Origin of the sequence: Klenkia terrae (genome assembly GCF_900491935.1) — a bacterium.
In the GTDB taxonomy this organism is placed as follows: Bacteria; Actinomycetota; Actinomycetes; order Mycobacteriales; family Geodermatophilaceae; genus Klenkia; species Klenkia terrae.
The window spans coordinates 1,764,126-1,785,971 of the sequence record NZ_UEXK01000004.1 but is presented as its reverse complement, the minus strand read 5'-3'; the positions used below and the strand labels follow the sequence as shown (position 1 = coordinate 1,785,971).

At 74.5% G+C, this 21,846-nt stretch carries 26 protein-coding genes; 15 read left to right on the top strand and 11 right to left on the bottom strand.

Annotation, left to right across the window (positions count from 1 at the left end; translation table 11 throughout):
* The first annotated feature begins 6 nt into the window (after positions 1–6).
* Entirely contained in the window at positions 7–975 is a 969-nt protein-coding gene (locus LFA75_RS09230) for a helix-turn-helix transcriptional regulator (RefSeq protein WP_225233346.1), read from the top strand.
* Here LFA75_RS09230 and LFA75_RS09225 read toward each other — a convergent pair.
* Together LFA75_RS09225 and LFA75_RS09220 are read right to left on the bottom strand one after the other, a co-directional pair.
* Entirely contained in the window at positions 926–1,786 is an 861-nt protein-coding gene (locus LFA75_RS09225) for a polysaccharide deacetylase family protein (RefSeq protein WP_225233345.1), read from the bottom strand. The genes LFA75_RS09230 and LFA75_RS09225 overlap by 50 nt on opposite strands.
* 264 nt (positions 1,787–2,050) lie before the next feature.
* Positions 2,051–2,659, bottom strand: a complete 609-nt coding sequence (locus LFA75_RS09220; RefSeq protein WP_225233344.1) for a LysE/ArgO family amino acid transporter — start codon at positions 2,657–2,659, stop codon at positions 2,051–2,053.
* Positions 2,660–2,730: 71 nt separating this feature from the next.
* Here LFA75_RS09220 and LFA75_RS09215 point away from each other — a divergent pair, with 71 nt between their 5' ends.
* The 4 genes from LFA75_RS09215 (at position 2,731) to LFA75_RS09200 (ending at position 5,917) form a co-directional block, all read left to right on the top strand.
* Entirely contained in the window at positions 2,731–3,606 is an 876-nt protein-coding gene (locus LFA75_RS09215; RefSeq protein WP_225233343.1) for a LysR family transcriptional regulator ArgP, read from the top strand.
* A 100-nt stretch (positions 3,607–3,706) separates the two neighbouring features.
* Entirely contained in the window at positions 3,707–4,279 is a 573-nt protein-coding gene (locus LFA75_RS09210) for a winged helix-turn-helix domain-containing protein (protein WP_225233342.1), read from the top strand.
* 94 nt (positions 4,280–4,373) lie between these two features.
* A complete protein-coding gene (locus tag LFA75_RS09205) occupies positions 4,374–4,781 on the top strand; it encodes a YciI family protein (protein ID WP_225233341.1) in 408 nt (135 codons plus the stop codon).
* Complete coding sequence (locus tag LFA75_RS09200; RefSeq protein WP_225233340.1) at positions 4,778–5,917, top strand: RNA polymerase sigma factor; 1,140 nt, start codon at positions 4,778–4,780, stop codon at positions 5,915–5,917. The genes LFA75_RS09205 and LFA75_RS09200 overlap by 4 nt, the downstream gene beginning before the upstream one ends.
* A 9-nt stretch (positions 5,918–5,926) precedes the next feature.
* On the opposite strand, the gene LFA75_RS09195 is transcribed toward LFA75_RS09200, so the two are convergent.
* Positions 5,927–6,817 carry a Rieske (2Fe-2S) protein gene (locus LFA75_RS09195; RefSeq protein WP_225233339.1) on the bottom strand — a complete coding sequence of 297 codons (891 nt, stop codon included), beginning with the start codon at positions 6,815–6,817 and terminating at the stop codon, positions 5,927–5,929.
* 64 nt (positions 6,818–6,881) lie between these two features.
* Positions 6,882–7,781, bottom strand: coding sequence for a TetR/AcrR family transcriptional regulator (locus LFA75_RS09190; protein WP_225233338.1), 900 nt, complete (start codon positions 7,779–7,781; stop codon positions 6,882–6,884).
* Between the two features lie 255 nt (positions 7,782–8,036).
* Between LFA75_RS09190 and LFA75_RS09185 the strand changes: the two genes are divergently transcribed.
* The gene (locus tag LFA75_RS09185; RefSeq protein WP_225233337.1) at positions 8,037–8,207 is read left to right on the top strand and encodes a CsbD family protein; all 171 of its coding nucleotides are present in this window, start codon (positions 8,037–8,039) and stop codon (positions 8,205–8,207) included.
* A 173-nt stretch (positions 8,208–8,380) separates the two neighbouring features.
* Positions 8,381–9,013: a hypothetical protein gene (locus tag LFA75_RS09180; protein WP_225233336.1), complete on the top strand. Its 633-nt coding sequence runs from the start codon at positions 8,381–8,383 to the stop codon at positions 9,011–9,013.
* 80 nt (positions 9,014–9,093) lie between these two features.
* Here the strand turns inward: LFA75_RS09180 and LFA75_RS09175 are convergent, their stop codons facing one another.
* The 5 genes from LFA75_RS09175 to LFA75_RS09155 all read right to left on the bottom strand — a co-directional run bounded on the left by LFA75_RS09175 (position 9,094) and on the right by LFA75_RS09155 (position 14,499).
* Complete coding sequence (locus LFA75_RS09175) at positions 9,094–9,756, bottom strand: DUF6518 family protein (RefSeq protein WP_225233335.1); 663 nt, start codon at positions 9,754–9,756, stop codon at positions 9,094–9,096.
* Positions 9,757–9,805: 49 nt separating this feature from the next.
* Positions 9,806–10,801 carry an isopenicillin N synthase family dioxygenase gene (locus LFA75_RS09170; RefSeq protein WP_225233334.1) on the bottom strand — a complete coding sequence of 332 codons (996 nt, stop codon included), beginning with the start codon at positions 10,799–10,801 and terminating at the stop codon, positions 9,806–9,808.
* 199 nt (positions 10,802–11,000) lie between these two features.
* A complete protein-coding gene (locus LFA75_RS09165) occupies positions 11,001–12,548 on the bottom strand; it encodes an AMP-binding protein (RefSeq protein ID WP_225233333.1) in 1,548 nt (515 codons plus the stop codon).
* Positions 12,548–13,696: a DUF5938 domain-containing protein gene (locus tag LFA75_RS09160; RefSeq protein ID WP_225233332.1), complete on the bottom strand. Its 1,149-nt coding sequence runs from the start codon at positions 13,694–13,696 to the stop codon at positions 12,548–12,550. The genes LFA75_RS09165 and LFA75_RS09160 overlap by 1 nt, the downstream gene beginning before the upstream one ends.
* Complete coding sequence (locus LFA75_RS09155; RefSeq protein WP_225233331.1) at positions 13,693–14,499, bottom strand: SDR family NAD(P)-dependent oxidoreductase; 807 nt, start codon at positions 14,497–14,499, stop codon at positions 13,693–13,695. Before LFA75_RS09155 ends, LFA75_RS09160 begins: the two co-directional genes overlap by 4 nt.
* A 173-nt stretch (positions 14,500–14,672) precedes the next feature.
* On the opposite strand from LFA75_RS09155, the gene LFA75_RS09150 reads away from it, so the two are divergent.
* The 3 genes from LFA75_RS09150 to LFA75_RS09140 all read left to right on the top strand — a co-directional run bounded on the left by LFA75_RS09150 (position 14,673) and on the right by LFA75_RS09140 (position 16,301).
* Positions 14,673–15,290: a TetR/AcrR family transcriptional regulator gene (locus LFA75_RS09150; protein WP_225233330.1), complete on the top strand. Its 618-nt coding sequence runs from the start codon at positions 14,673–14,675 to the stop codon at positions 15,288–15,290.
* Positions 15,291–15,354: 64 nt separating this feature from the next.
* Positions 15,355–15,732, top strand: a complete 378-nt coding sequence (locus LFA75_RS09145; RefSeq protein ID WP_318249972.1) for an FKBP-type peptidyl-prolyl cis-trans isomerase — start codon at positions 15,355–15,357, stop codon at positions 15,730–15,732.
* A gap of 44 nt (positions 15,733–15,776) precedes the next feature.
* Positions 15,777–16,301 (top strand): hypothetical protein, encoded by a 525-nt coding sequence (locus LFA75_RS09140; RefSeq protein WP_225233329.1) that lies wholly within the window; start codon positions 15,777–15,779, stop codon positions 16,299–16,301.
* Here LFA75_RS09140 and LFA75_RS09135 read toward each other — a convergent pair.
* Positions 16,298–16,681 carry a VOC family protein gene (locus tag LFA75_RS09135; RefSeq protein ID WP_225233328.1) on the bottom strand — a complete coding sequence of 128 codons (384 nt, stop codon included), beginning with the start codon at positions 16,679–16,681 and terminating at the stop codon, positions 16,298–16,300. The genes LFA75_RS09140 and LFA75_RS09135 overlap by 4 nt on opposite strands.
* 53 nt (positions 16,682–16,734) lie before the next feature.
* Here LFA75_RS09135 and LFA75_RS09130 point away from each other — a divergent pair, with 53 nt between their 5' ends.
* The 3 genes from LFA75_RS09130 to LFA75_RS09120 are packed head-to-tail and all read left to right on the top strand — an operon-like array spanning position 16,735 to position 18,881.
* Positions 16,735–17,427, top strand: coding sequence for a DsbA family oxidoreductase (locus tag LFA75_RS09130; RefSeq protein WP_225233327.1), 693 nt, complete (start codon positions 16,735–16,737; stop codon positions 17,425–17,427).
* 30 nt (positions 17,428–17,457) lie between these two features.
* Positions 17,458–18,069 carry a DUF1707 SHOCT-like domain-containing protein gene (locus LFA75_RS09125; protein ID WP_225233326.1) on the top strand — a complete coding sequence of 204 codons (612 nt, stop codon included), beginning with the start codon at positions 17,458–17,460 and terminating at the stop codon, positions 18,067–18,069.
* 20 nt (positions 18,070–18,089) lie between these two features.
* A complete protein-coding gene (locus tag LFA75_RS09120; protein ID WP_225233325.1) occupies positions 18,090–18,881 on the top strand; it encodes an alpha/beta fold hydrolase in 792 nt (263 codons plus the stop codon).
* Between the two features lie 24 nt (positions 18,882–18,905).
* Here the strand turns inward: LFA75_RS09120 and LFA75_RS09115 are convergent, their stop codons facing one another.
* Complete coding sequence (locus LFA75_RS09115; RefSeq protein WP_225233324.1) at positions 18,906–19,103, bottom strand: hypothetical protein; 198 nt, start codon at positions 19,101–19,103, stop codon at positions 18,906–18,908.
* A 225-nt stretch (positions 19,104–19,328) separates the two neighbouring features.
* Here LFA75_RS09115 and LFA75_RS09110 point away from each other — a divergent pair, with 225 nt between their 5' ends.
* Both LFA75_RS09110 and LFA75_RS09105 read left to right on the top strand, forming a co-directional pair.
* Positions 19,329–21,143 carry a phosphoenolpyruvate carboxykinase (GTP) gene (locus tag LFA75_RS09110; protein WP_225233323.1) on the top strand — a complete coding sequence of 605 codons (1,815 nt, stop codon included), beginning with the start codon at positions 19,329–19,331 and terminating at the stop codon, positions 21,141–21,143.
* A 62-nt stretch (positions 21,144–21,205) separates the two neighbouring features.
* Positions 21,206–21,757 (top strand): hypothetical protein, encoded by a 552-nt coding sequence (locus LFA75_RS09105; RefSeq protein WP_225233322.1) that lies wholly within the window; start codon positions 21,206–21,208, stop codon positions 21,755–21,757.
* Positions 21,758–21,846 lie beyond the last annotated feature (89 nt).

Genomic DNA, 21,846 nt, shown 5'->3' with positions numbered 1-21,846 from the left:
GGGGCGGTGAGCGGAACCCCCGGCCGGCTGCTGGCGCTGCTGTCGCTGCTGCAGTCCCGCCGCGACTGGTCCGGCTCCCTGTTGGCGCAGCGGCTGGAGGTCAGCCCGCGGACCGTGCGCCGGGACGTCGACCGGCTGCGCGAGCTCGGCTACCCGGTGCAGGCCGCGATGGGTCCCGACGGCGGCTACCGGCTGGCCGCCGGCGCCGACCTGCCCCCGCTGCTGTTCGACGACGAGCAGGCGGTGGCGCTGGCCGTGGCGCTGCAGCTGGCCCCCGGGGACGCCGCCCACCGCGCGCTGGCCACCGTGCGGCAGGTGCTGCCCGCCCGGCTGCGGCACCGGGTGGACGCCGTCCAGGTCGCGCCGCTGCCGGCCGCACCGGTGCCCGAGGTCGACCCGCAGGTGCTCGTCGCGGTCAGCGGCGCGGTGCGCGCCCGGCAGGAGCTGCGGTTCGACCTGGGGGACGCCGTCCGCCGGACCCAGCCGCACGCCGTCCTCGCCCGGGGCGGCCGCTGGTACCTGCTGGCCTGGGACCTGGACCGCGACGACTGGCGCACCTTCCGGCTGGACCGGATCACGCCGCGCACGCCGCTGGGCGCGCGGTTCACCCCGCGCGAGGTGCCCGGCGGGGACCCGGGTGCCTTCGTCGCCGCGCTCTTCCGCGGCTCCCGCGACCCGGCGGGGGACTGGCCGTGCCGGGGCCGGGTGGTGCTCGCCGTCCCCGCGTCGGAGGTCCTGCCCTACGCGGGGGACGCCGAGGTCGAGCCGCTGGACGACGACCGCTGCCGGGTGTCGGCCGGTGCCTGGTCCTGGACCGGCCTGGCGGCGCACCTGCTCCGCCTCGACGCACCGGTCTCCGACGCACACCCCCGCGAGCTGGCGCAGGCGTTCACCGACCTCGCCGCCCGCTGCGCCGCCGCCGGCGTCAGTTCCCCGGCACCGCCGGCTGGCCGCCGATCGGCTCGGGGTCGCTGAGCGCCAAGAGGCGGTTGGCGCTCATCAGCGTGATCCCGCGGTCGGCGATCTGCTGCAGCGCCGAGGGCAGCGCCTGCACCTCCAGCTCCCGGCGGTCGGCGAGGGCCTTCGCGAAGGAGGCGTCGGGGTCGAACGTGCCCTGGCCGATGCCGTCGTGCAGGCCCAGCACGTCGCCGGCGACCACCGTCTGCCCCATGTAGTCACCGATGTGGGTCACCGAGCCGGAGTCCCCGGGGCCGCGGGTGACCGACCAGATGTAGGTGTCGTAGCCGAGCTCCGCGGCCACCCGCAGCGCGTACCCGGTGATCTCCCCGCGCGGCGGCCGGAAGCTGGTGAACGGCACGTCGACCAGCGCGGACACCTCGTCCCGGCAGCGGATCAGCTCGTCCCGGGTCTGCGCCGCGGTGAGCGTGGTGAGGTCCTTGTGGGTCCAGGTGTGGTTGCCGATCTCGTGGCCGGCGGCGACCACCTCGCGCAGCAGGTCGGGGTGCTGCACCGCGTTGTAGCCCATCACGTTGAACGTGGCCGTCACCCCGGCGGCGGCCAGCGCCTCCAGGATCCGCGGCGTGTACTCCGGGGTGGGGCCGTCGTCGAAGCTGATGCAGGCGATCGGCGAGCTGACCGCGGTGTTCCACACGACCCGGTGGGTGCCCAGGCGGGCGACCGCCTCGCCCTCGTCGGCGGCGCCGCCGGCCTCCGTGAACTGCTGCTGGGCCCGCTCGCGCTCGGCGGCCCGCACCTCGTCGTCGCTGCTCGCGACCAGCGCGCCGACGGTGCCGCCCACCGCGCCGCCGACCATCAGCCCGCCCACCCCCAGCCNGCCCGGCCCGGCCGAGGAACTGCCTCCTGCTGCTCATGGCCCCGTTCTACCGGTGGCAGCCTGGGAGGACGCTGCCGGTTCGGCATCGTGGGCTGTGGGTGTGCTGGGAGCCGGGTCCGCCGGGCCCCGGCTCGACGTGAGCACCCGGCGTGGATCAGGTGGGACGACGACCGTGCATCCTCCGCACCCGACGTCGGTGGCGGAGGACGCACGGTCGTCGTCGGACCTGATCCACGCCGCGGCGGAGGGGCGGGATCAGGCGGCACCCAGCAGCAGCGACGCCGCCAGCGCAGCCATGACCACGGCGATGACCCCGTCGAGCACCCGCCAGGCCGCGGGCCGGGCGAACACCGGGCGCAGCGCGCGGGCGCCGTACCCCAGCCCGGTGAACCAGAGCAGGCTGGCCGCGCAGGCCCCGACGGCGAACCACCAGCGGTCCGCACCGTGCGTGCCGGCCACCGAGCCCAGCAGCAGCACCGTGTCCAGGTAGACGTGCGGGTTCAGCCAGGTCAGCGCCAGCGCCGTGCCGAGGACGGCGCCGCGGGAGGCCCGGGCGCCACCGGCCTCGGCGGCCAGCGCCGTGGGCCGCAGCGCCCGACGGGCGGCCAGCACCGCGTAGCCGGCCAGGAACAGCGCCCCGGCCACCCGGACGACGGTGACCAGCCACGGCACCCGCTCCAGCACCGCCCCGGTGCCGGCCACCCCGGCCAGGATCAGCACGACGTCGGACACCGCGCAGACCGCGACGACGGCGGCCACGTGCTCCCGGCGCAGGCCCTGGCGCAGCACGAAGGCGTTCTGCGCCCCGATGGCGACGATCAACGACAGACCCAGGCCGACCCCGGCCAGTGCAGCAGCTCCCACACCCACGACGCTAGGACTCCCCGTGCGACAGCAGCACGACGGGAACTGCAGCGCCGTAAGCTGCGCTGTCGATGGACCTCCCGCAGCTGCGTGCCCTGGTGGCCGCCGTCGAGACCGGCACCCTGGACGCCGCCGCCGGGGTGCTGCACGTGACGCCGTCGGCGGTCAGCCAGCGGATCCGGGCGCTGGAGTCGGCGACCGGCCAGGTGCTGCTGGTGCGCAGCCGCCCCGTCGTCCCCACCGAGGCCGGCACCGCCGTGCTGCGGCTGGCCCGGCAGGTCGAGCTGCTGGTCGCCGACACGACCGCCCAGCTGACCGGGGCACCGGGGGCCGGCCCGCCGGTGCTGCCGCTGGCGGTGAACGCCGACTCGCTGGCCACGTGGTTCCTACCGGGGGTGGCACCGCTGGCCGCCGACGTCCAGCTCGACGTCCGGGTGGCCGACCAGACGATGACCTCGGGGCTGCTGCGCGAGGGCACGGTGATGGCCGCGGTGACCGCCGACCCCGAGCCGGTGCCGGGGTGCTCGGTCGAGCGGCTGGGGGCGATGACCTACCGCCCGCGGGCCACCCGGGCCTTCGTCGAGCGGTGGTTCCCCGCCGGGGCCACCCCGGCCGAGCTGCGGCGCGCCCCGACGGTGGCCTTCGACCGCACCGACGACCTGCAGGACGCCTACCTGCGCCGGCGCACCCACGACCGCCCCGCGCCGCCGGTGCACCACGTGCCCTCCAGCGCCGACTACCTGGCCGCCGTCCGGCTCGGCATGGGCTGGGGCATGCTGCCCGACCTGCAGACCGGCCCGGACGACGGCCTGGTGGTCCTCGACCCGGCCGGCGCGGTCGACGTCGTGCTGTGCTGGCAGCAGTGGAAGCTGCGCTCGCCCGGCCTCGACCGGGTCGCCGACGCCGTGCGCCGCACCGCCCGGGCGGCCCTGGGCGGGACGCCGTGAGCCGGACCGGCCTGGCGCCGACCGGCGGGGACCTGATTCGCTGTGGACGACGGAGGACCCAGGACGACCGCGAGCCGGACCCGGCGAGGCAGGGGGGCGCATGACCGACAAGGCCGAGACGCTGGTCATCCGGGACGTCGCCCAGCTGCGGGTGCTCTCCTCCTCCGTCCGCTTCATCGCCTTCGAGGAGCTGTTCGCCCTCCAGCGGCCGATGACGCCCACCCAGCTCGCCGTCTTCACCCGGGTGAGCCCGAGCTCGATGAGCTACCACCTGCGCGAGCTGGAACGGGTGGGCCTGGTCCGGCGCGCGGAGCCCGGCCCCGACGCCCGCGAGCGCCGCTGGGAGGCCCCGGCGCACGTCTACGACATCGTGCTCAGCGCCTTCGACGACCCGGCCGGCCGGGTGGCCCTGGTCGACACCTACCTCTCCCCGCTGCGCTCGCGGGTGCTGGGCACGCTCGAGCGCCGGGCCGAGGAGGGCAGGGCGGGGGACGACACCGAGATGGCCCTGGGCATGGGCCGGCTGCGGCTCACCCGGGACGAGCAGCGCGCGCTGCGGGCCGAGGTCGCCGCGGTCTGGCAACGGTTCGAGCAGGTGTCCCGCGAGCACGAGGGACCCGGTACCGACCTGCGGACGGTGCACTACGTCTGGTCGCTGCTGGGCGATCCCTGACCCCGGTCCCCGGTCCGGTGTCGAGAACCGCGCACCGGTTCCGTCCCCCGGGTGGAGCGGCCAGGATGGGCCGCCCGACGACGAGGAGACCGAGATGGCCAAGTACCTGCTGCTCAAGCACTACCGCGGCGCGCCGAGCCCGGTGAACGACGTGTCGATGGACCGCTGGACGCCCGAGGAGGTCTCGGCGCACATGCAGTTCATGGACGACTTCGCGACCCGGTTGCAGGCCGACGGGGAGTTCGTCGACGGCCAGGCGCTGGCCCCCACCGGGGCCTGGGTCCGCCACGACGGCGAGGGCCGGCCGCCGGTCGTCGACGGTCCCTTCGCCGAGACCAAGGACCTGATCGCCGGCTGGATGGTCATCGACGTGGACACCTGGGAGCGGGCGGTGGAGCTGGCCGGCGAGCTGTCGGCCGCCCCGGGTGCCGGCGGCCGCCCGATCCACGAGTGGCTGGAGGTCCGGCCGTTCTACGGCGTGCCGGCCACGATCACCGAGTGATCGACGACGTCCGGGCGCTCGTGCCGCAGGTGATCGGCGTCCTCGTCCGCCGCGGGGCCGACTTCGCGATGGCCGAGGACGCCGTGCAGGAGGCACTGGTCGAGGCGCTGCGCGTCTGGCCGGTCGACCCGCCGCGCGAGCCCCGGGCGTGGCTGGTGACCGTGGCCTGGCGCCGGTTCCTCGACGCCACCCGGTCCGACGTCGCCCGGCGGCGCCGGGAGGAGGCCGTGGCGGAGCAGGAGCCCGAGCCCGGGCCGGTGCCGGGCACCGACGACACGCTGCAGCTGTACGCCCTGTGCGCGCACCCGTCGCTGTCGCCGTCGGCGGCGGTCGCGCTCACCCTGCGGGCGGTCGGCGGGTTGACCACCCGGCAGATCGCTGCGGCCTACCTGGTGCCCGAGGCGACGATGGCCCAGCGGATCAGCCGGGCCAAGCGCACCGTCGCCGGCGTCCGCCTGGACCGCCCCGGTGACGTCGGCGTCGTCCTGCGGGTGCTCTACCTGGTCTTCAACGAGGGGTACTCGGGCGACGTGGACCTGGCGGCGGAGGCCATCCGGCTGACCCGGCAGCTGCGTGCGGCCGTCGACCACCCGGAGGTGGCCGGGCTGCTCGCGCTGATGCTGCTGCACCACGCCCGCCGGGGCGCCCGGACCGCCCCAGACGGCAGCCTGATGCCGCTGGCCCAGCAGGACCGCAGCCGCTGGGACCGGGACCTGGTCACCGAGGGCACCGGCATCCTGCAGGCCGCGCTGGCCCGGGACGGGCTGGGCGAGTACCAGGCGCAGGCCGCGGTGGCCGCCCTGCACGCCGATGCGCCGACGGCCGAGGAGACCGACTGGGTGCAGGTGGTCGAGTGGTACGACGAGCTGCTGCGGCTCACCGCGGGGAGCCCGGTCGTCGCGCTGAACCGGGCGGTCGCGGTCGGCGAGGCCGACGGCCCGCGGGCCGGCCTCGCCGCGCTGGCCGCCGTCCCGGCGACCGTGCCGCGGTGGACCGCCGTCGAGGCCTACCTGGTCGAGCAGGACGGCGACCTGCCGCGTGCGACGGAGCTCTACGTGCAGGCCGCGGCCCGGGCGGGGAACGCCGCGGAGCGGGACCACCTGACCCGGCAGGCGGCCCGGCTCCGCGCCGGCTGACCCGCCCGGTCAGTCCTCGCCGGTGTGCCGGCCGCGCAGCCGCGCCTGCACCCGGCCGGCCTCGACCCGGACGGCGAGCTTCTCCTGCGGCACGGCGGCCGGCCCGCGCCGGGGCTGGCCGAGGTCGAGGTCGAACGCGGAGTCGTGCCACGGGCAGACCAGGCAGTCGCGGCTCCCCACCCGGGTCACCTCGCCCTGGGAGAGCGGGCCACCCAGGTGCGAGCAGGCGTCGAGGAACACGTCCACCCGGGTGCCGCGGCGCACGACGGCCAGCGGCACGGGCTCGCCCTGGCCCTCCCCGGCGCGCTGCACCGGCCGGCCGTCGGGCAGGTCGTCCAGCGGCCCCAGGTCGACCCACTCGTGGGTCAGCGAGCGGGCGGCCGCGGCGGAGTGGGAGGCCCCGGAGCTCTGCGCGTAGCTCATGTGGCCGCCGACCGCGGCGGACCCGCTCGCCAGCGCCAGCCCGGCGTAGGCGAGCACCCGGCCGGCCGTGCCGGCGCCGCGCCCGCGGGCCACCAGCGACCCGACGTAGAGCCCGAGGGCGGCGCTGTTGAGCACCGCGTGCAGCACGCCGACGCGGCGGACGCCCACCTCCTGCTCCGACCAGTCGGCGGCCCCGGCCAGCGCGGTCGGGACGGCGGCGGCCACCCCGGTGCCGATCAGCACCGCGGCGGCCGGCCGCAACCGGGGGACGGCGTCCAGCACGCCGGCGGAGATCCAGCTGCCGACGGGCACCTGAGCGAGGACCGGGTGCAGCGGGTGCCCCAGCCAGGTGCCGTGCAGCGCGTCCTTGACGGCGGTGGGCCGCAGGACCTTCGCGACGGCGGTGCGGGCAGGGCGGTCGACGCCGTCCAGGGCGGGGCTGTCGGCGACGCGGTCGAGGAATCCGAGCAGGCTCATGCACCGCCACCTACCCGGGTGACCCCCAGGCGGAACCGGTCGGTGCGGAACTCGTGGCGCCGGCTCAGATGCCGGTCTGGGGCAGGTCGACGTCGACCTGGGGGTCGGCGGTGACCGGGGGCAGGTGGTGGGCGCCGGTGTCGAGCATCGTCTGCAGCCGGTCGAGCAGGCTCTCCAGGGACTCCTCGAACTCGGTCAGCGTCTCGTCCAGCGACAGCAGCGGCTGCAGCTCGGAGATCAGCGGGAACTCCACGAGGTCCATGGGGTTCGCGGTGGGGGAGCCGTCCGGGTCGTCGATGGCGTTGATCGCCACCCCGCGCTGGGCGACCTCGAGGAGCAGGTGGCCCAGCAGGAAGCTGGTGTAGGCCCGGTAGGCCACCACCGCCTGCACGCTGGAGAACCCGTTGGTGTGCAGCGCCCGCAGCAGCGACTCCACCCACTTCAGGCTGCGCAGCGGGGGGCGCACCCAGGGCGCCGACGGCGGCCGGGTGGCGACCAGCGGGAACAGCGCCGGGTGGGTGAGGGCGATCCGCCGCACCCCGTGCGCCAGGCGCTGAAGGTAGTCCTGCCAGCCGTGCTCGGGCTCGAAGAGCACGTCCGGGTCGGCGAACAGCTCGTCGACGACGGTGTCCACCACCCCGTCGAGCAGGTCCTCGCGACCGGGGACGTAGCGGTAGAGGCTCATGGCCTCGACGCCCAGCGCGGCACCGAGCCGGCGCATGGTGAGCATCGGCAGGCCGTGCGCGTCGACGAACGCGATCGCGCCGTCGATGATCCGGGCCCGGTCCAGCGGTACCCGGGTGCCCAGGTCCGGCGGTCCCACCGCGTCCTCGGCGGCCCGCAGCCCGCGGTTCTCGGGCAGGTCGGGGTCGTCCGGGTGGTCGGGCGGCTCGATCCCGCCCGCGACGACCGCGCCGTCCTGCAGCGGTTCCTCCTCGGTGGGGCCGGGTGGGCGCGGTGGCACGGTCCTCCTGTCGATCACGGGTCGTCGTCCATCTGAGCTTGGCACCGCGTGTCGCCCCCGGCATGTCGGCCCCCGATCGGGTGACGGAACGAAGTAGTCCGCGTTCGCCAGGTTTGCCAGGGCGCCTTACGGCGTAATGACGGGTTGTCCGGTTCGACTTACGCCGTAGGAACGGTGGTGGTCGATCGGATGGCGGGCGATCCATCGTCCGTGACCCCCGCGGCGCTCCGGCGCCCGACGACGAGGAGTTCAGACATGAGCGCCATCGACAAGATCAAGAACAAGGCCGAGGAGCTCGTCGGCGACGCCAAGGAGGCCGTGGGCAAGGCCACCGGCAACGAGGAGCTGCAGGCCGAGGGCCAGCGCGACCAGGCCGCCGGCAACACCAAGCAGGCCGGCGAGAAGGTCAAGGACATCTTCAAGTAATCGAAGGACCCCGTCCTCCTCATCCCGAGCACGCTCGGGACGAGCCTCGGGACGGGGCCGGTAGGGCCGGGGGGCTGATCAGCCCCCCGGTCCGGCCTCGCACAGCTCGCCCTCGCCGTGAGGTGCGGCACCCACCACCCCCGCACCCGCGGACGAACCCACCAGGAGACCTCGTGTCGCTCGACCCCGAGACCCGCCCCGCCGCGGCGCACGCCGCCGGTGAGCCCACCGTCGTGACCCCCAGCCGGCACGACGTCGTCGCCGCCGAGAAGAGCCGCGCCGGCGGTGTGAAGATCGGCTCCGCCTTCTTCGGCTGGCTGACCGCCACCGGCATGTCGGGGCTGCTCGTCGCCCTCGTGGCCGCCGCCGGCACCGCCGTCGGCCTGGCCACCGACACCTCCCTCGCCGAGGCGGCCGACCAGGCCAGCGCCGACCCGTCGTCGGTCGGGCTGGGCGGCGGCATCGCGCTGCTGGTGATCCTCTTCCTGGCCTACTACAGCGGTGGCTACGTCGCCGGCCGCATGGCCCGCTTCCACGGCATCCGCCAGGGCATCGCCGTCTTCGGCTGGGCCGTCGTCATCGCCGTCGTGGTGGCCGTGCTGGCCGCCGTCGCCGGTGACCAGTACGACGTCCTCGGCCAGCTCAACGCCTTCCCCCGGCTGCCCGTCAACGAGGGCGACCTGACCACCACGGCGATCGTCGTCGCGCTGCTCGTCGCCGCCGTCGCGCTGGTCGGCTCGATGCTCGGTGGCCTGGCCGGCATGCGCTTCCACCGCAAGGTCGACCGCGCCGGTCTGGGCGACTGACCCACAGCACGGCACAGCACCGCACCGCACCGCACGGCCCGGCTCCCCGACAGGGGCGCCGGGCCGTCCGGCGTCCGGGGTCAGCCGGGCAGCAGGCCGGCCAGCACCCGGAGGCCGGCCGCCGCGATCCAGGCCGCGGGCACCAGCAGCACCAGCGCCACCGCCCGGGTCCGGCCGTGCCGCGGCAGTGCGCCGGCCACGACCAGCGCCACGAGCACCCCGGCGACGGCCTGCACCGGGTGCAGCGGGGTCCCGGCCGGCAGCTCCCCGACCGCGGCCAGCCACAGCTGCGCGACGGTGCCGTCGGCCACCGCGAGCGCCCCGGCCCCGGCGAGCAGGACCCCGGGCAGCGCGCCCCGTCGGGTCGCCGCCCAGCGCACGGCCACCGCGAACAGCGGCACCGCGGTCGCCGACAGCATCAGCCAGGCCGCCAGCAGGACGGCGTTGGCGCGCAGCCCGAACCCGAGGACGACGACCGCCCACCCGTAGTAGGCCACGCTCATCACCGCGAAGAACGCCGCCGCACCGACCCCGGCAGCCCGGGTGGACGGCGCGCGGCAGCCGAGCAGCGCGACCGCCAGCACCCAGGCGGCCGGGTAGGACCCGAGGTCGGCCAGCCAGCCCGGCCCGACGGCGTCGGCGACCTTGGCCGCCGCCCCGACCACCGCGCCGAGAGCTGCTGCCCCCGCCGTCCAGCGGGCCGTGGTCCGGGTCGGCCGCCGGACCGCCGTCGAGGGGTGCACCCCGCGATCGTCGCAGCCGGGCCCGGACGTGCCCGGCTGCGACCGGCGGTCAGGCCCGGAAGTTGGCCCGGATCCGCTGCAGCAGGAACTCCCCGGCGGTGATCGGCTCGTGGCTGCCGGCCGGCGGCTCGATCACCACGTCCTTGTCCGCCTGGGCGAAGAAGGCGATCGAGTACCGGGGGTCGGTGGACTCGCCCCGGGCCGGCGCGGCGACCCGGTGGAAGTTCGAGGGCAGCCGGTCGTCGCTCCAGCGCATGAGCATGTCCCCGATGTTGCAGGTGATCGCCTCGTCGGTGGCGGGGACCGGCGTCCACGCGTAGCCGTCGGCCGAGGGCGCCACCGCCTCGGTGCCGGGCAGCACCTGCAGCCCGGCCTGCCCCTCCCGCTGGAAGAGCAGGGTCAGGCAGTCGAAGTCGGTGTGCGCACCGGCCCGCCAGGTCCCCGGGACGTCGAGCAGCTCGTCGGGGAAGGCCATGTAGTGGATCAGCCGCAGCGTGGACTGGTACTGCGGGTTGGCCGGGTCGTGCCGGGCGGCGAAGAAGTCCCGCGGCAGGCCGAGCACGTCGGCGAAGCAGGACAGCACCGCCATCGCCACCTCGCGGCAGTGCGCCTCGAAGGCCAGCAGGGTCTCCCGGAAGCCCTCGACCTCGTCGTCGGTCGGCCAGAGACCGGCCATGTGCGGCCGGGTGAGCTGGAAGGACTCCTTCTGGTCGGCGGTGCCCACCGACGGGCGCACCTGCGACTTGAACTCGTAGCCGGAGTTGAGGCCCTTCTTCAACGGGTACTGCGCCTTGACCTCCGCGGGCAGGGCGAAGAACGCCTGCGAGGCGGCGAAGGCGGCATCCACCTCGGTGGGGGAGATGCCGTGGTCGACCACCTGGAAGAAGCCGATGTCGGTGGCGGCGGCCCACAGCTGGGCGGTGATCTCCGCCCGGCGGGCCCCGAAGTCGGCCAGGGAGATCTGCCGGACCTCGCGGTCGGTGGTGAGCGGGCCGGGTGCGCCCATGCGGGCCTCGCGGTCGAGCTCGGTCAGGGTGCTGGTCATGGTGTCCCCCGGGAGGGAGGGCCGCACGGCAGCTGCCGCGGCTCTGCCCTGATGCAAACCTGCCGGCCGGCACCGGGCAAGGAGGGCGCGGCAGACGTAACGCAGCGTTCACCGGAGGACCCCGGGGGTCGTCGCTGCCCCCGACGACCCCCGGGTGGTCGAGCCGCCCGGGCCGGGATCGGCACGGCCCGGGCGGCGGTCATGGGGTGCCCAGCACCGTCGCGCGGACGTCGGTCTTGAGCACCTTGCCGACCGTGGAGCGCGGCAGGTCGGCCCACACCAGCACCTCCTTGGGTGCCTTCACGCTGCCGATCCGCTCCTTGACCGACGCGATCACCGCGGCCGGGTCGAGCACGGCCCCGGGCCGGGCCAGGACGACGGCGACCACCCGCTCGCCCCACTTCTCGTCCGGGACGCCGATCACCGCGCAGTCGGCGACGTCCGGGTGGGCCATGAGGGCGTTCTCGACCTCGGCGGAGTACACGTTGAACCCGCCGGTGATGATCATGTCCTTGGCCCGGTCGACGACGTACAGCCAGTTCTCGGCGTCCAGGTAGCCGATGTCGCCGGTGTGGTGCCAGCCGTGCGCGCCGGCCGCCGCGGTGGCCGCGGGGTCGCCCAGGTAGCCGGCCATCACCAGCGAGCTGCGGACGACGACCTCCCCGCGCTCGCCGGTCGGCAGCAGCGTGCCGTCCTCGGCCATGATCGCCACGGTGACCAGCGGCGAGGGGCGCCCGGCGGAGGTGAGCCGCTCGACCGCAACGCTGCCGTCGGGCCGGAAGTGGTCGGCCGGGGCCATCGTGGAGATCATCATCGGTGCCTCGGACTGGCCGAACAGCTGCGCCATCGGCCCGATCCGCTGCAGCGCCTCGGCCAGCCGGGCCGCCGAGATCGGCGCTGCGCCGTACCAGAAGCACTGCAGCGACGACAGGTCCGTGGCGTCCAGCCGGGCGTGGTCCAGCAGCAGGTAGACCAGCGTCGGCGGCAGGAACGTGTGGGTCACCCGGTGCCGGGGGACGGCGTCCAGGAAGTCGTCCAGCACCGGCTTGCGGAGGACGACGACGTGCCCGCCCAGCGCCATCACCGGGAAGCAGAGCACCCCGGCGGCGTGGGTCAGCGGGGCCAGCGCCAGGTAGACCGGTCGCCCGGCGAACGGGTAGCTCATCAGCGTGATCGCCGACATCGTCTCGATCGACCGCGAGGTCAGCAGCACGCCCTTGGGGCGCCCCGTCGTCCCGCCGGTGCCGACCACCATCACCACGTCGTCCACCGGCTCGACCTCGACCGGCTCGGCCGGGACGTCGGCCAGCCACTGCGGCAGCGAGGGCACGTCGCCGTCGGGGGCGTCCAGGCAGACCAGGGTGGTCAGCGCGGGCAGCTGGTGGCGGATCTGCGCCACCAGCGGGGCGAACGCGGCCTGGTACAGCAGCGCGGTGCAGCCGAAGAGGTCCAGCAGCTCCTGGTTCTCCGCGGCCTGGTTGCGCGGGTTGACCGGTGCCCAGACCGCCGCGGCGCGGGCGATGCCGAACACGCAGGAGAACGCCACCGGGTCGTTGGCGGACAGCACCGCCACGCTCTGGCCGGGCAGGACGCCCGAGCGCGCGAGCGCCCGGGCGACCTGCCAGCTGACCTCCTGGACGTCGCCGTAGCTGTAGGTGGTGTCTCCGGCGGTCAGGCACGGGGCGTCCCGGCCGAGGGAGGCGCCCTTGTCCAGCCACGACGTCAGGCCCGCAGAGGTCAGCGACATCAGCGGTGCTCGGTGACGACCGGCTCCAGCACCAGGCCGAACTGGCGCAGCACCCCGAGCAGCTGCCGGTGGCCGAACGCCTGGCAGCCCGAGGCGAACCCGGCCCGCAGCGGCTTCTGCTGCAGCAGCGACATCGCGGCCCAGGCCTGCAGCAACCCGGTCTGCTTGTAGTTGCTGTTGCCGTGGATGACCACGTGCTTGCGACCCAGCGGACCCGAGGCGTGGACCGAGTCGATCGAGGTGTTCAGCCGCGGGTTCTCCCGCGGCGGCATCCCGGCGCTCCACGCCTTGGCGATCTCGGCGAGCTTCTCGTCCCACTGGTCGCGGGGCAGGGTCTTGATCTCGCTCTCGACCATCGCGGTGGTGGCCACGACGGCCTCCATGACCGGCTTGTTCATGACACCGCCGGCGACCTTGACCGTGGACACCCGCGGGTCGTCCTTGAACCAGACCGGGTGCGAGGTGCCGCCCCACGGCACGGCCAGCGCCAGCTCGTGGCTGCCGGGCACGACGACGTCGAACGTGGTGGTCGGCTCGAACTGCACGTACTGGTTCTCCTGCAGGTGGAACCAGTCCGCCTTGAGGATGGTGAAGATGGTCTCGGTGGAGGCGGTGGTCGGGAAGCCCTTCCACAGCACCAGGACGTCGAGGGTGTCCAGGCCCGGGGTCTCCAGCGCGATGTTGATCGCGATCTCGCCGGTCGTGTACATCTGCGCGATGCCGGGGGAGAGCAGCAGCCCGGCGTCGGCGAACTCGGTGCCCCAGCGCTGCTGGCACTCCAGCACCCAGTCCTGCTCGCCGGTGGTGTCCAGGTAGTGCGCACCGGCGGCCAGGCAGGCGTCGACCACCTGCGGGCCCAGGTTGATGAACGGCCCGACCATGTTGCAGACCACCTGCGCGCCGCGGAACAGCTCGGTGAGCGCCTCGACGGTGTGCTCGACCTCGACCACCTCGTAGGAGGCGGTCTCGATGCCGGGGATCTTCTCGACCACCTCGCGGACCCGGGCGGCGTCGCGGCCGGCGGCGACGAAGGGCACGCCGAGCTCGCGCAGGTACTCGCAGACCAGCCGGCCGGTGTACCCCGAGGCGCCGTAGACGACGACGGGCTTGGGCTTGGGCTTGGGGGTGCTGTCGGTCGCGGCGGTCACGAGCCCATCCCGCCGTCCACGGGCAGGCCCGCGCCGTTGACGAACCGGGCGGCGTCCGAGGCCAGGAAGACCACGGCGTCGGCCATGTCGGCGACCTCGCCCAGCCGGCCGGACGGCGTCAGGGCGATCACGGTGCCCACGGCCTCCTCGACCGAGGGGAACAGGCCGAGCTCGGCCATGTCCACGGCGAGCTGGTTGCCCATCGTGGTGGGGACCAGGCCGGGGTACACGCAGTTGACCCGCACCCCGTAGCCGAGCTTGCCCGACTCGGCGGCCGCGACCCGGGTCAGCCGGTCGACGGCGGACTTGGTGGCCGAGTACCCGGAGATGCCCGGGAAGGCGATGGTCGCCGCGACCGAGGAGATGTTGACGATCGAGCCGCCGGACCCGGCGACGCCGCCGGGGCGCATCGCGCGCAGGCCGTGCTTGATGCCCAGCGCGGTGCCCAGCACGTTGACCTCGAGCATGGTGCGCAGGTCGGCGGGCTTGAAATCGGTGATCAGCGCGGAGATCTCGACGCCGGCGTTGTTGACCAGCACGTCCAGGCCGCCGAGCTGCTCGGCGGCCTCGGCGGTGCCGGCCTCCCAGCTGGCCTCGTCGGTGACGTCCAGGGGGACGAAGCCGGTGGTGACGCCGTGGGTCTCGGCGATCTGCTCGGCGACGGCCTTGCCGTCGGAGTCCAGCAGGTCGGCGATGACCACCGACGCGCCGTGCCGGGCGAGCGCCTCGGCCATGCCCTGCCCCAGACCGCGCGCACCCCCCGTGACGAGTGCCTTGCGTCCTGCGAGGTCGAAGACGGACATCGACCAACCTCCGTGTCGTCGCGCCACCCACGCCCCGGCCCACGCTGGCCGGCGGTCGTGCTGTGACGTGGGCCATGCTCGCTAGGTGTCTTGACGACTGTCAAGAGTTTCTTGGACGATCGTCAAGAATCGGTCGTCGGGCTACCCTCGGCCGGACCACGGAGGGAGGCGGGATGACCGAGCGGGTGGACAAGTTCGCGGCGCGGCGGGCCGAGCTGGCCGCGGCGACGCTGCGGACGCTGGCCGAGCTGGGCTACGCCCGCACGAGCCTGCGCGAGATCGCCCAGAACTCCGAGTTCAGCCACGGCGTCCTGCACTACTACTTCCGGGACAAGGTCGACCTGATCACGCACTGCGTGCGCGAGTACAAGGCGATCTGCGTGACCCGCTACGACCAGGTCGTGGCGACCGCGACCACCCCGGCGCAGCTGCAGGAGGGGTTCCTGGACAAGCTGGCGCAGACCCTGGTCGAGGAGCCGCAGATGCACCGGCTCTGGTACGACCTGCGCAACCAGTCGATGTTCGAGGAGACCTTCCGGGCCGACGTCGCGGCCATCGACGCCAGCCTCGAGCGCATGGTCTGGCGGGTGGTGACCCGGTTCGCCGAGCTCGTGGGCACCACGCCGCTGGTCACCCCGTCGGTCATGTACGCCCTGTTCGACGGCCTGTTCCAGCAGGCGCTGGTGCGCCAGCTCGCCGGGGAGGCCGGTGCCGCCGCCGACCTGCGCGCCGCCGTCACCGCCGTCGTCGCCCAGGTGGTACCGCTCGACCGCGAGCCCGCGCTGCGCTGAGCGGTCTGGTTGGGTGGTCGGCGAACGCCGGGACCCGCCCGGCTCCGTGCACGAGGAGGCCCCCGTGGCCGAGCTGACCCGCCCCGACGTCGAGCCGCCGACCGGTCCGGCCCCCGCCGACCTGGTGATCGAGGACATCACCGTCGGCGACGGCGCCGAGGCCACCTCCGGCAGCCTGGTCTCCGCGCACTACGTCGGGGTGACCCACGAGGGCGGCGAGCAGTTCGACGCCTCCTGGGACCGCGGCGACCCGCTGGAGTTCCGGCTGGGCGTCGGCATGGTCATCGCCGGCTGGGACGAGGGCATCGCCGGCATGAAGGTCGGCGGCCGCCGCCGGCTGACCATCCCCGCGCACAAGGCCTACGGCGACCGCGGCGCGGGCGGGGTCATCAAGCCCGGCGCGACCCTGGTCTTCGTCGTCGACCTGGTCGGCGTCCGCTGACCGGTCCGACCCCGGGCTCGGCCGGCTGGGCGTTCGCCTCGCGCGTGCACCAGCTGGCCGGGTCCAGCCCGTACACCGTCGTCCCGGCCGAGGGCGGTTTCGACGTCGTCCTGGACGCCGTCGACGCGCAGTGGACGACGCTGGCCTTCCGCAACGGGCTTCGCAAGACCGTCACCCACCAGGTCCGCCTGGACGAGGCGGCGAAGCGGTTCACGGTGAACGACCGGACCTTCGACCTGGACTGGCAGGCCGGGGTGGAGCTCGGCGGCGGGCAGCCGCGGTTCGTGCTGCGCGGCACGGCCGAGATGACCTCCGGGCGAGCCGTCGGCTTCCAGAAGGGCCGCGAGTACGGCCTGCGCGACGACGGCACCCTCGGGGTCGCCGCCGGGTGGGACTTCCGCCTCGGCGAGGGCCGGGAGCTGGTCCGCTGGGCCGCCCGCGAGCAGGGCTGGGACGAGTCGCTCCCGCGGGACGCGAAGATCGGCCTCTGGGTCGCCGGGGTCACCGTCGCCCTGCTGGTGGTCGCCGGCCTGGTGGTCGGCCTGCTGGCGCTGCTGGGCCGGCTCTAGCCGACCGTGTGGTGCACGGCCTCGGCGTTGTTGCCGTCGGGGTCGCGCAGGAACGTGCCGTAGTAGCCGGGGTGGTACTCCGGGAAGACCCGCGGTGCGTGCAGCACCTCGAACCCGGCGGCCACCGCGGCGGCGTGCACGGCGTCCACGGCCGCCCGGTCCGGGGCGGCGAAGGCCAGGTGGACCTCACCCGCGGTGGCGCCGCCGTGCGGGGAGAGCCAGAAGTGCGGAGGGCCGTCGCCGTCCGCGAGGCCGATGACCGGGCCGGCCGGGGTCGGGAAGCGCATCGCCTCCCGGAACCCCAACGGCGCGAACGCGGTCAGGTAGAAGGCCAGCGCGGCCTCGGGGTCGGCGCAGGGGATGCCCAGGTGGTCGAACACACCCCCGATCCTGGCCCGGGAACACCGCGCGGGGAAGAGCTGTTGGCGCGCACGTGAAGGTGGAGATCTGGTCCGACGTCGTCTGCCCGTGGTGCTACATCGGCAAGCGCCGGTTCGAGACCGCGCTGGCCCGGTTCGAGCACGCCGACGCCGTCGAGGTGACCTGGCGCAGCTTCCAGCTCGACCCGTCCGTCGCCGAGGGCGACGTGCACCCGACGCTGCCCGCGCTGGCCCGCAAGTACGGCCGCACCGAGGAGCAGATGCGCGAGCAGATGACCTCGATGGACGCCCTCGCCCTCCGCGAGGGGCTGCACTACGACCTGGCCAACGGGGTCGCCGGCAACACCCTGCTGGCCCACCAGCTGCTGCACCTGGCCGCCGAGCACGGGCTGCAGGGCGAGCTCAAGGAGCGGCTGCTGCACGCGCACTTCGAGCAGTCCACGTCGGTGTTCGACGTCGACTCGCTGGTGCAGCTCGGCACCGAGGTCGGCCTGGACGCCGAGGAGGCCCGGGCCGCGCTGACCGACCGCCGGTACCTGCCCGCCGTCGAGGAGGACATCGCCACCGCCCGCGCGCTGGGTGCCACCGGGGTGCCGTTCTTCGTCGTCGACCGCACCTACGGCGCCTCCGGCGCCCAGGACCCCGACGTGCTGCTGCAGCTGCTGGACCGCGCCTGGGCCGACAGCCACCCGCTGGCCACCGTGCCCCCGGCCGCCGGCTGCGAGGGCGACAGCTGCAGCGTGTGACCTGACGTCCCGGTGACCTAGGGTCGGGGCATGGAGGAGTCGCGCCGGTACCGGATCTCCGACGCCGACCGGGAGCACGCCGCCCAGCGCCTGCACACCGCCATGGCCGAGGGCCGGATCACCTTCGCCGAGCTCGACGAGCGGTTGGGCCAGGTCTACGCGGCGCTGTACGCCGACGACCTCGAGCCGCCGCTGGCCGACCTGCCCCCGGAGCACCCGACCGGCCTCGCCGCGCAGCCCGGCGCCCCGGCGGTGTGGCAGCCGGCGCCGCCGGAGGACCCGGCGCCGGTGGTGCTCAAGTCCACCGTCGGCGACGTCAAGCGCACCGGTGGGTGGCAGGTGCCCCCGGTGTTCGAGGTGCAGAGCACCATGGGCGACGCGGTACTGGACTTCTCCCGTGCGGTGGTGCCGCAGCAGGTCGTCGAGGTGCGGCTCAAGCTGGGCGCCGGCACGGCCCGGCTGCTCCTGCCCGACGGCGCGACAGCCGACGTGGACGGCGTGGTGGTCGGGTTGGGCAGCGTGAAGAGCAAGGTGCCGGGCGGTCCGCAGCCGGGCCGGTTGCACCTGGTCGTGCGCGGCAAGGTCTCCATGGGCGACGTCGTGGTGCGCTACCCCTACGAGGTCGGCCGCTTCCGGTTCTGAAGCCGGGGTAGGGGAGGGCGATGACCGAGTCCCCGGCTCCCGGCCCTGCCCTCCGGCACGCCGACCCGTTCCCCGACCGCACCGGCCCGGCCGTCGTCCTGCTGCCGGCGTTCCCGCTGGACCACCGGCTGTGGGACGACGTCGCCGCGTCGCTGCCGGCCCCGCTGCGGCCGATCGCGGTGGACCTGCCCGGCCTGGGCTCGCCGACCGTCGGGGAGCCGTCGCTGGATCTCGCCGTCGACGGCGTGCTGGCCCTGCTCGACGAGCTGGGCCTGGACCGGGCCGTGGTCGCCGGGCTGTCGACCGGCGGCTACGTCGCGGCGTTGCTCGCCGGCCGGGTGCCGGGGCGGGTCGCCGCGCTGGCGCTGTGCGACACCACCACCGAGGTCGGGCCGCCCGACGTCCCGGCCGACCGCCGCCGCACCGCCGACGACCTGGAGCAGCACGGCATCGAGGTGGTGCTCGACTCGGTCGCCGAGGGCCTGGGTCCGCACGCGGGGCCGGAGCTGGCCGGCCGGGTGGAGTCGGTCATCCGCTCGATGGACCCCGCCGAGGTCGCCTGGGTCTGCCGCGCGCTGGCTGCCCGCCCGGACACCTCCGCCGCGGTCCGCGACTTCCCGGGTCCGGTGCTGCTGCTGTTCGGCGAGCTGGACGGGCCCACCCCGCCGGCGGAGCGGTTGACCGCGCTGCAGGCGCTGCGCCCGGACGCCGAGGCCGTCGTCGTCCCGGGGTCGGGCCACCTCACCGCGCTGGAGGCACCGACCGAGGTCGCCGCCGCCCTGGCCGCCCTCGCCGCCCGCGCCCGACCCTGAGGGCCGGTGCGCGGGACGACCGGGTCAGGCCTGCTGCTCGGTGAGCTGCTCGTCGGGTGCGCCGGCGGGGTCGTCGGCGACGTCGGGCTCGTCGGTGCCGGCGGCCTCGGGGTCGTCCTCGGTGGAGGCCAGGTCGGCGCCCTGACCGGCTGCGCCGGGGTCGGCCTGCAGGGCGCGGGGGTCGTTCGCGGGGTCCGGGACGTCGGGATCGGTGACGGTCATGGGCGTGTCCTGCCCGGCCCGGGGAGCTCCGAACCGGCCCGTGCCGACCCGTAGACGTCCCAGACGTATTACCCGCGGGTAGACGTCAGATACGTCTCACCCGTTTCGGCTGTCGGAGCCCCCGCCGCGGCGCTAGCCTCCACAGATCGCATCCGCCGAGCGGCTGCGACGCACCACCGCCGGCGCGAGCTCCGCGCCGACGGGAACAGAGGATGGAGACGCCCTGTGACGTCCGTGGCCACCCCCGGTCTGGAGAACGCCCCCACCACCCACACCCGGCTGCTGGCCTGGGTGGCCGAGATGGCGGAGCTGACGACCCCGGACCGCGTGGTGTGGGTGGACGGCAGCGACGCCGAGTACGCCCGGCTCACCGACCAGCTGGTCGACGCGGGCACCTTCACCCGGCTGGCCGCCAAGCCGAACAGCTTCCTGGCCCAGTCCGACCCCAGCGACGTCGCCCGGGTCGAGGACCGCACCTACATCTGCTCGGTCGACGAGGCCGACGCCGGTCCCACCAACAACTGGATGGAACCGGCCGAGATGAAGGCCGTCATGACCGAGCTGTACCGCGGGTGCATGCGCGGCCGGACGATGTACGTCATCCCCTTCTGCATGGGCCCGATCGAGGCCGAGGCGCCGATGTTCGGCGTCGAGCTCACCGACTCCGAGTACGTGGTCGTCTCCATGCGGGTCATGGCCCGCATCGGCACCGCGGCGCTGGAGGCCATGGGCACCGACCGCCCCTTCGTGCCGGCCATGCACTCCCTCGGTGCCCCGCTGGACGAGGGCCAGGCCGACGTCCCGTGGCCCTGCAGCGAGACCAAGTACATCGTCCAGTTCCCCGAGGAGCGGATGATCTGGTCCTACGGCTCGGGCTACGGCGGCAACGCCCTGCTGGGCAAGAAGTGCTACTCGCTGCGCATCGCCTCGGCCATGGCCCGCGACGAGGGCTGGCTGGCCGAGCACATGCTGATCCTCAAGCTGACCAACCCCGAGGGGAAGGTCCACTACATCGCCGCCGCGTTCCCCAGCGCCTGCGGCAAGACCAACCTGGCCATGCTCGAGCCGACCATCCCCGGGTGGAAGGTCGAGACCCTCGGCGACGACATCGCCTGGATGCGGTTCGGCGAGGACGGCCGTCTCTACGCGCTGAACCCGGAGTTCGGCCTGTTCGGGGTCGCCCCGGGCACCGGCTGGGACACCAACCCCAACGCGATGCGAGCCATCGACCAGGGCAACTCGGTGTTCACCAACGTCGCGCTCACCGACGACGGCGACGTCTGGTGGGAGGGCATGACCGACGAGCCGCCGGCCCACCTGACCGACTGGAAGGGCCGCGACTGGACGCCGGACTCCGACGAGCCCAGCAGCCACCCCAACAGCCGGTTCTGCACCCCGATCACCCAGTGCCCGATCCTGGCCACCGAGTACGACGACCCCAAGGGCGTGCCGATCTCGGCCATCCTCTTCGGCGGCCGCCGCAAGACCACCATCCCGCTGGTCAGCCAGGCCCGGGACTGGAACCACGGCGTGTTCATGGGCGCCACGCTGTCCTCGGAGACCACCGCGGCCGCGACCGGTGCCGTCGGCGTCGTCCGCCGCGACCCGTTCGCGATGCTGCCGTTCATCGGCTACAACGCCGCCGACTACTTCAACCACTGGGTCGAGACCGGCAAGTCGGCCGACGCCGCCAAGCTGCCGTCGATCTTCTACGTCAACTGGTTCCGCCGGGACGACGAGGGCGGCTTCCTGTGGCCGGGCTTCGGGGAGAACTCCCGGGTGCTCAAGTGGGTCGTCGAGCGGCTGGAGGGCACCGCGGCCGCCGTCGAGACCCCGGTCGGCCACGTGCCCACCCCGGACTCCCTCGACGTCGCGGGCCTGGACATGTCCCGCGACCAGGTCGAGGCCGCGCTCGCGGTGAAGACCGACGAGTGGCGTGCGGAGATCCCGCAGATCACCGAGTGGTTCCAGAAGTTCGGCGACAAGCTCCCCACGACGATGTGGGACGAGCTGTCGATCCTCGAGAGCCGCCTCTCTTGACCGCCGCGCCGGGGCCCGCCGTCAGCGTCGACGGCGGGCCCCGACGCGGCTAGCTTGTGGCCATGAGGCACCTGTTCGGTTTCTTCCTCGGTGTCGTGCTGGTCGCCGTGGCCTCCGTCGTGCTGGTCTTCGGCCTGGGCGAGGTCGCCGCGCGCGAGGGTCGGGTCAGCACCACCGGGTTCACGCTGCTGTGCGTCGCCGGCGTCCTGTTGGGGCTGCTCGTCGTGCTGCGCCGGATGTCCCCGCTCGCCCCGCTGGTCGGTGGCCTGCTGCTGCTGGCCGCCGGCATCGCCGCCTGGGTGCGGCCGGCGTTCTACGCCGACGTGCGCACCGGGGTGGACCAGCTGCAGGCCGGCCTGCCGGTCGTGCTGCAGCTGGGCATCGCGCTGCTGCTGGGCTCGCTGCTGGTCGTGGTCGGCCTGCTGCCGGGCGGCCGACGCCGGGTCCGCGAGACCCGGGACGAGCGCGACGACCGCGAGGACCGGGACGACGACTACACCGTCCTGCCGCGCTCGGAGCCCGAGGCCTGGCGGTCGCCGTCGGGCCCCGGCACCAACGCGTACCCCACGGCCACGCCGTACCAGCGGCCGCCCCTGGAGCGCCCGCCGTCCTGACCCTCGCCCGGGCGTGGGGTGCGGTCGCCGGTCAGCGCCTGGCTCTCCACCACCTCAGTCGCTGCCGCGGCGACCGTCTGGTGCGCCTT

What these genes read in the sequence shown, in the direction of transcription:
- LFA75_RS09170 (WP_225233334.1), bottom strand. Translation starts at nt 10,801, where the DNA reads ATGACCAGCACCCTGACCGAGCTCGACCGCGAGGCCCGCATGGGCGCA.
- LFA75_RS09215 (WP_225233343.1), top strand. Translation starts at nt 2,731, where the DNA reads ATGGACCTCCCGCAGCTGCGTGCCCTGGTGGCCGCCGTCGAGACCGGC.
- LFA75_RS09205 (WP_225233341.1), top strand. Translation starts at nt 4,374, where the DNA reads ATGGCCAAGTACCTGCTGCTCAAGCACTACCGCGGCGCGCCGAGCCCG.
- LFA75_RS09210 (WP_225233342.1), top strand. Translation starts at nt 3,707, where the DNA reads ATGACCGACAAGGCCGAGACGCTGGTCATCCGGGACGTCGCCCAGCTG.
- LFA75_RS09195 (WP_225233339.1), bottom strand. Translation starts at nt 6,817, where the DNA reads ATGAGCCTGCTCGGATTCCTCGACCGCGTCGCCGACAGCCCCGCCCTG.
- LFA75_RS09165 (WP_225233333.1), bottom strand. Translation starts at nt 12,548, where the DNA reads ATGTCGCTGACCTCTGCGGGCCTGACGTCGTGGCTGGACAAGGGCGCC.
- LFA75_RS09120 (WP_225233325.1), top strand. Translation starts at nt 18,090, where the DNA reads ATGACCGAGTCCCCGGCTCCCGGCCCTGCCCTCCGGCACGCCGACCCG.
- LFA75_RS09185 (WP_225233337.1), top strand. Translation starts at nt 8,037, where the DNA reads ATGAGCGCCATCGACAAGATCAAGAACAAGGCCGAGGAGCTCGTCGGC.
- LFA75_RS09115 (WP_225233324.1), bottom strand. Translation starts at nt 19,103, where the DNA reads ATGACCGTCACCGATCCCGACGTCCCGGACCCCGCGAACGACCCCCGC.
- LFA75_RS09150 (WP_225233330.1), top strand. Translation starts at nt 14,673, where the DNA reads ATGACCGAGCGGGTGGACAAGTTCGCGGCGCGGCGGGCCGAGCTGGCC.
- LFA75_RS09155 (WP_225233331.1), bottom strand. Translation starts at nt 14,499, where the DNA reads ATGTCCGTCTTCGACCTCGCAGGACGCAAGGCACTCGTCACGGGGGGT.
- LFA75_RS09125 (WP_225233326.1), top strand. Translation starts at nt 17,458, where the DNA reads ATGGAGGAGTCGCGCCGGTACCGGATCTCCGACGCCGACCGGGAGCAC.
- LFA75_RS09105 (WP_225233322.1), top strand. Translation starts at nt 21,206, where the DNA reads ATGAGGCACCTGTTCGGTTTCTTCCTCGGTGTCGTGCTGGTCGCCGTG.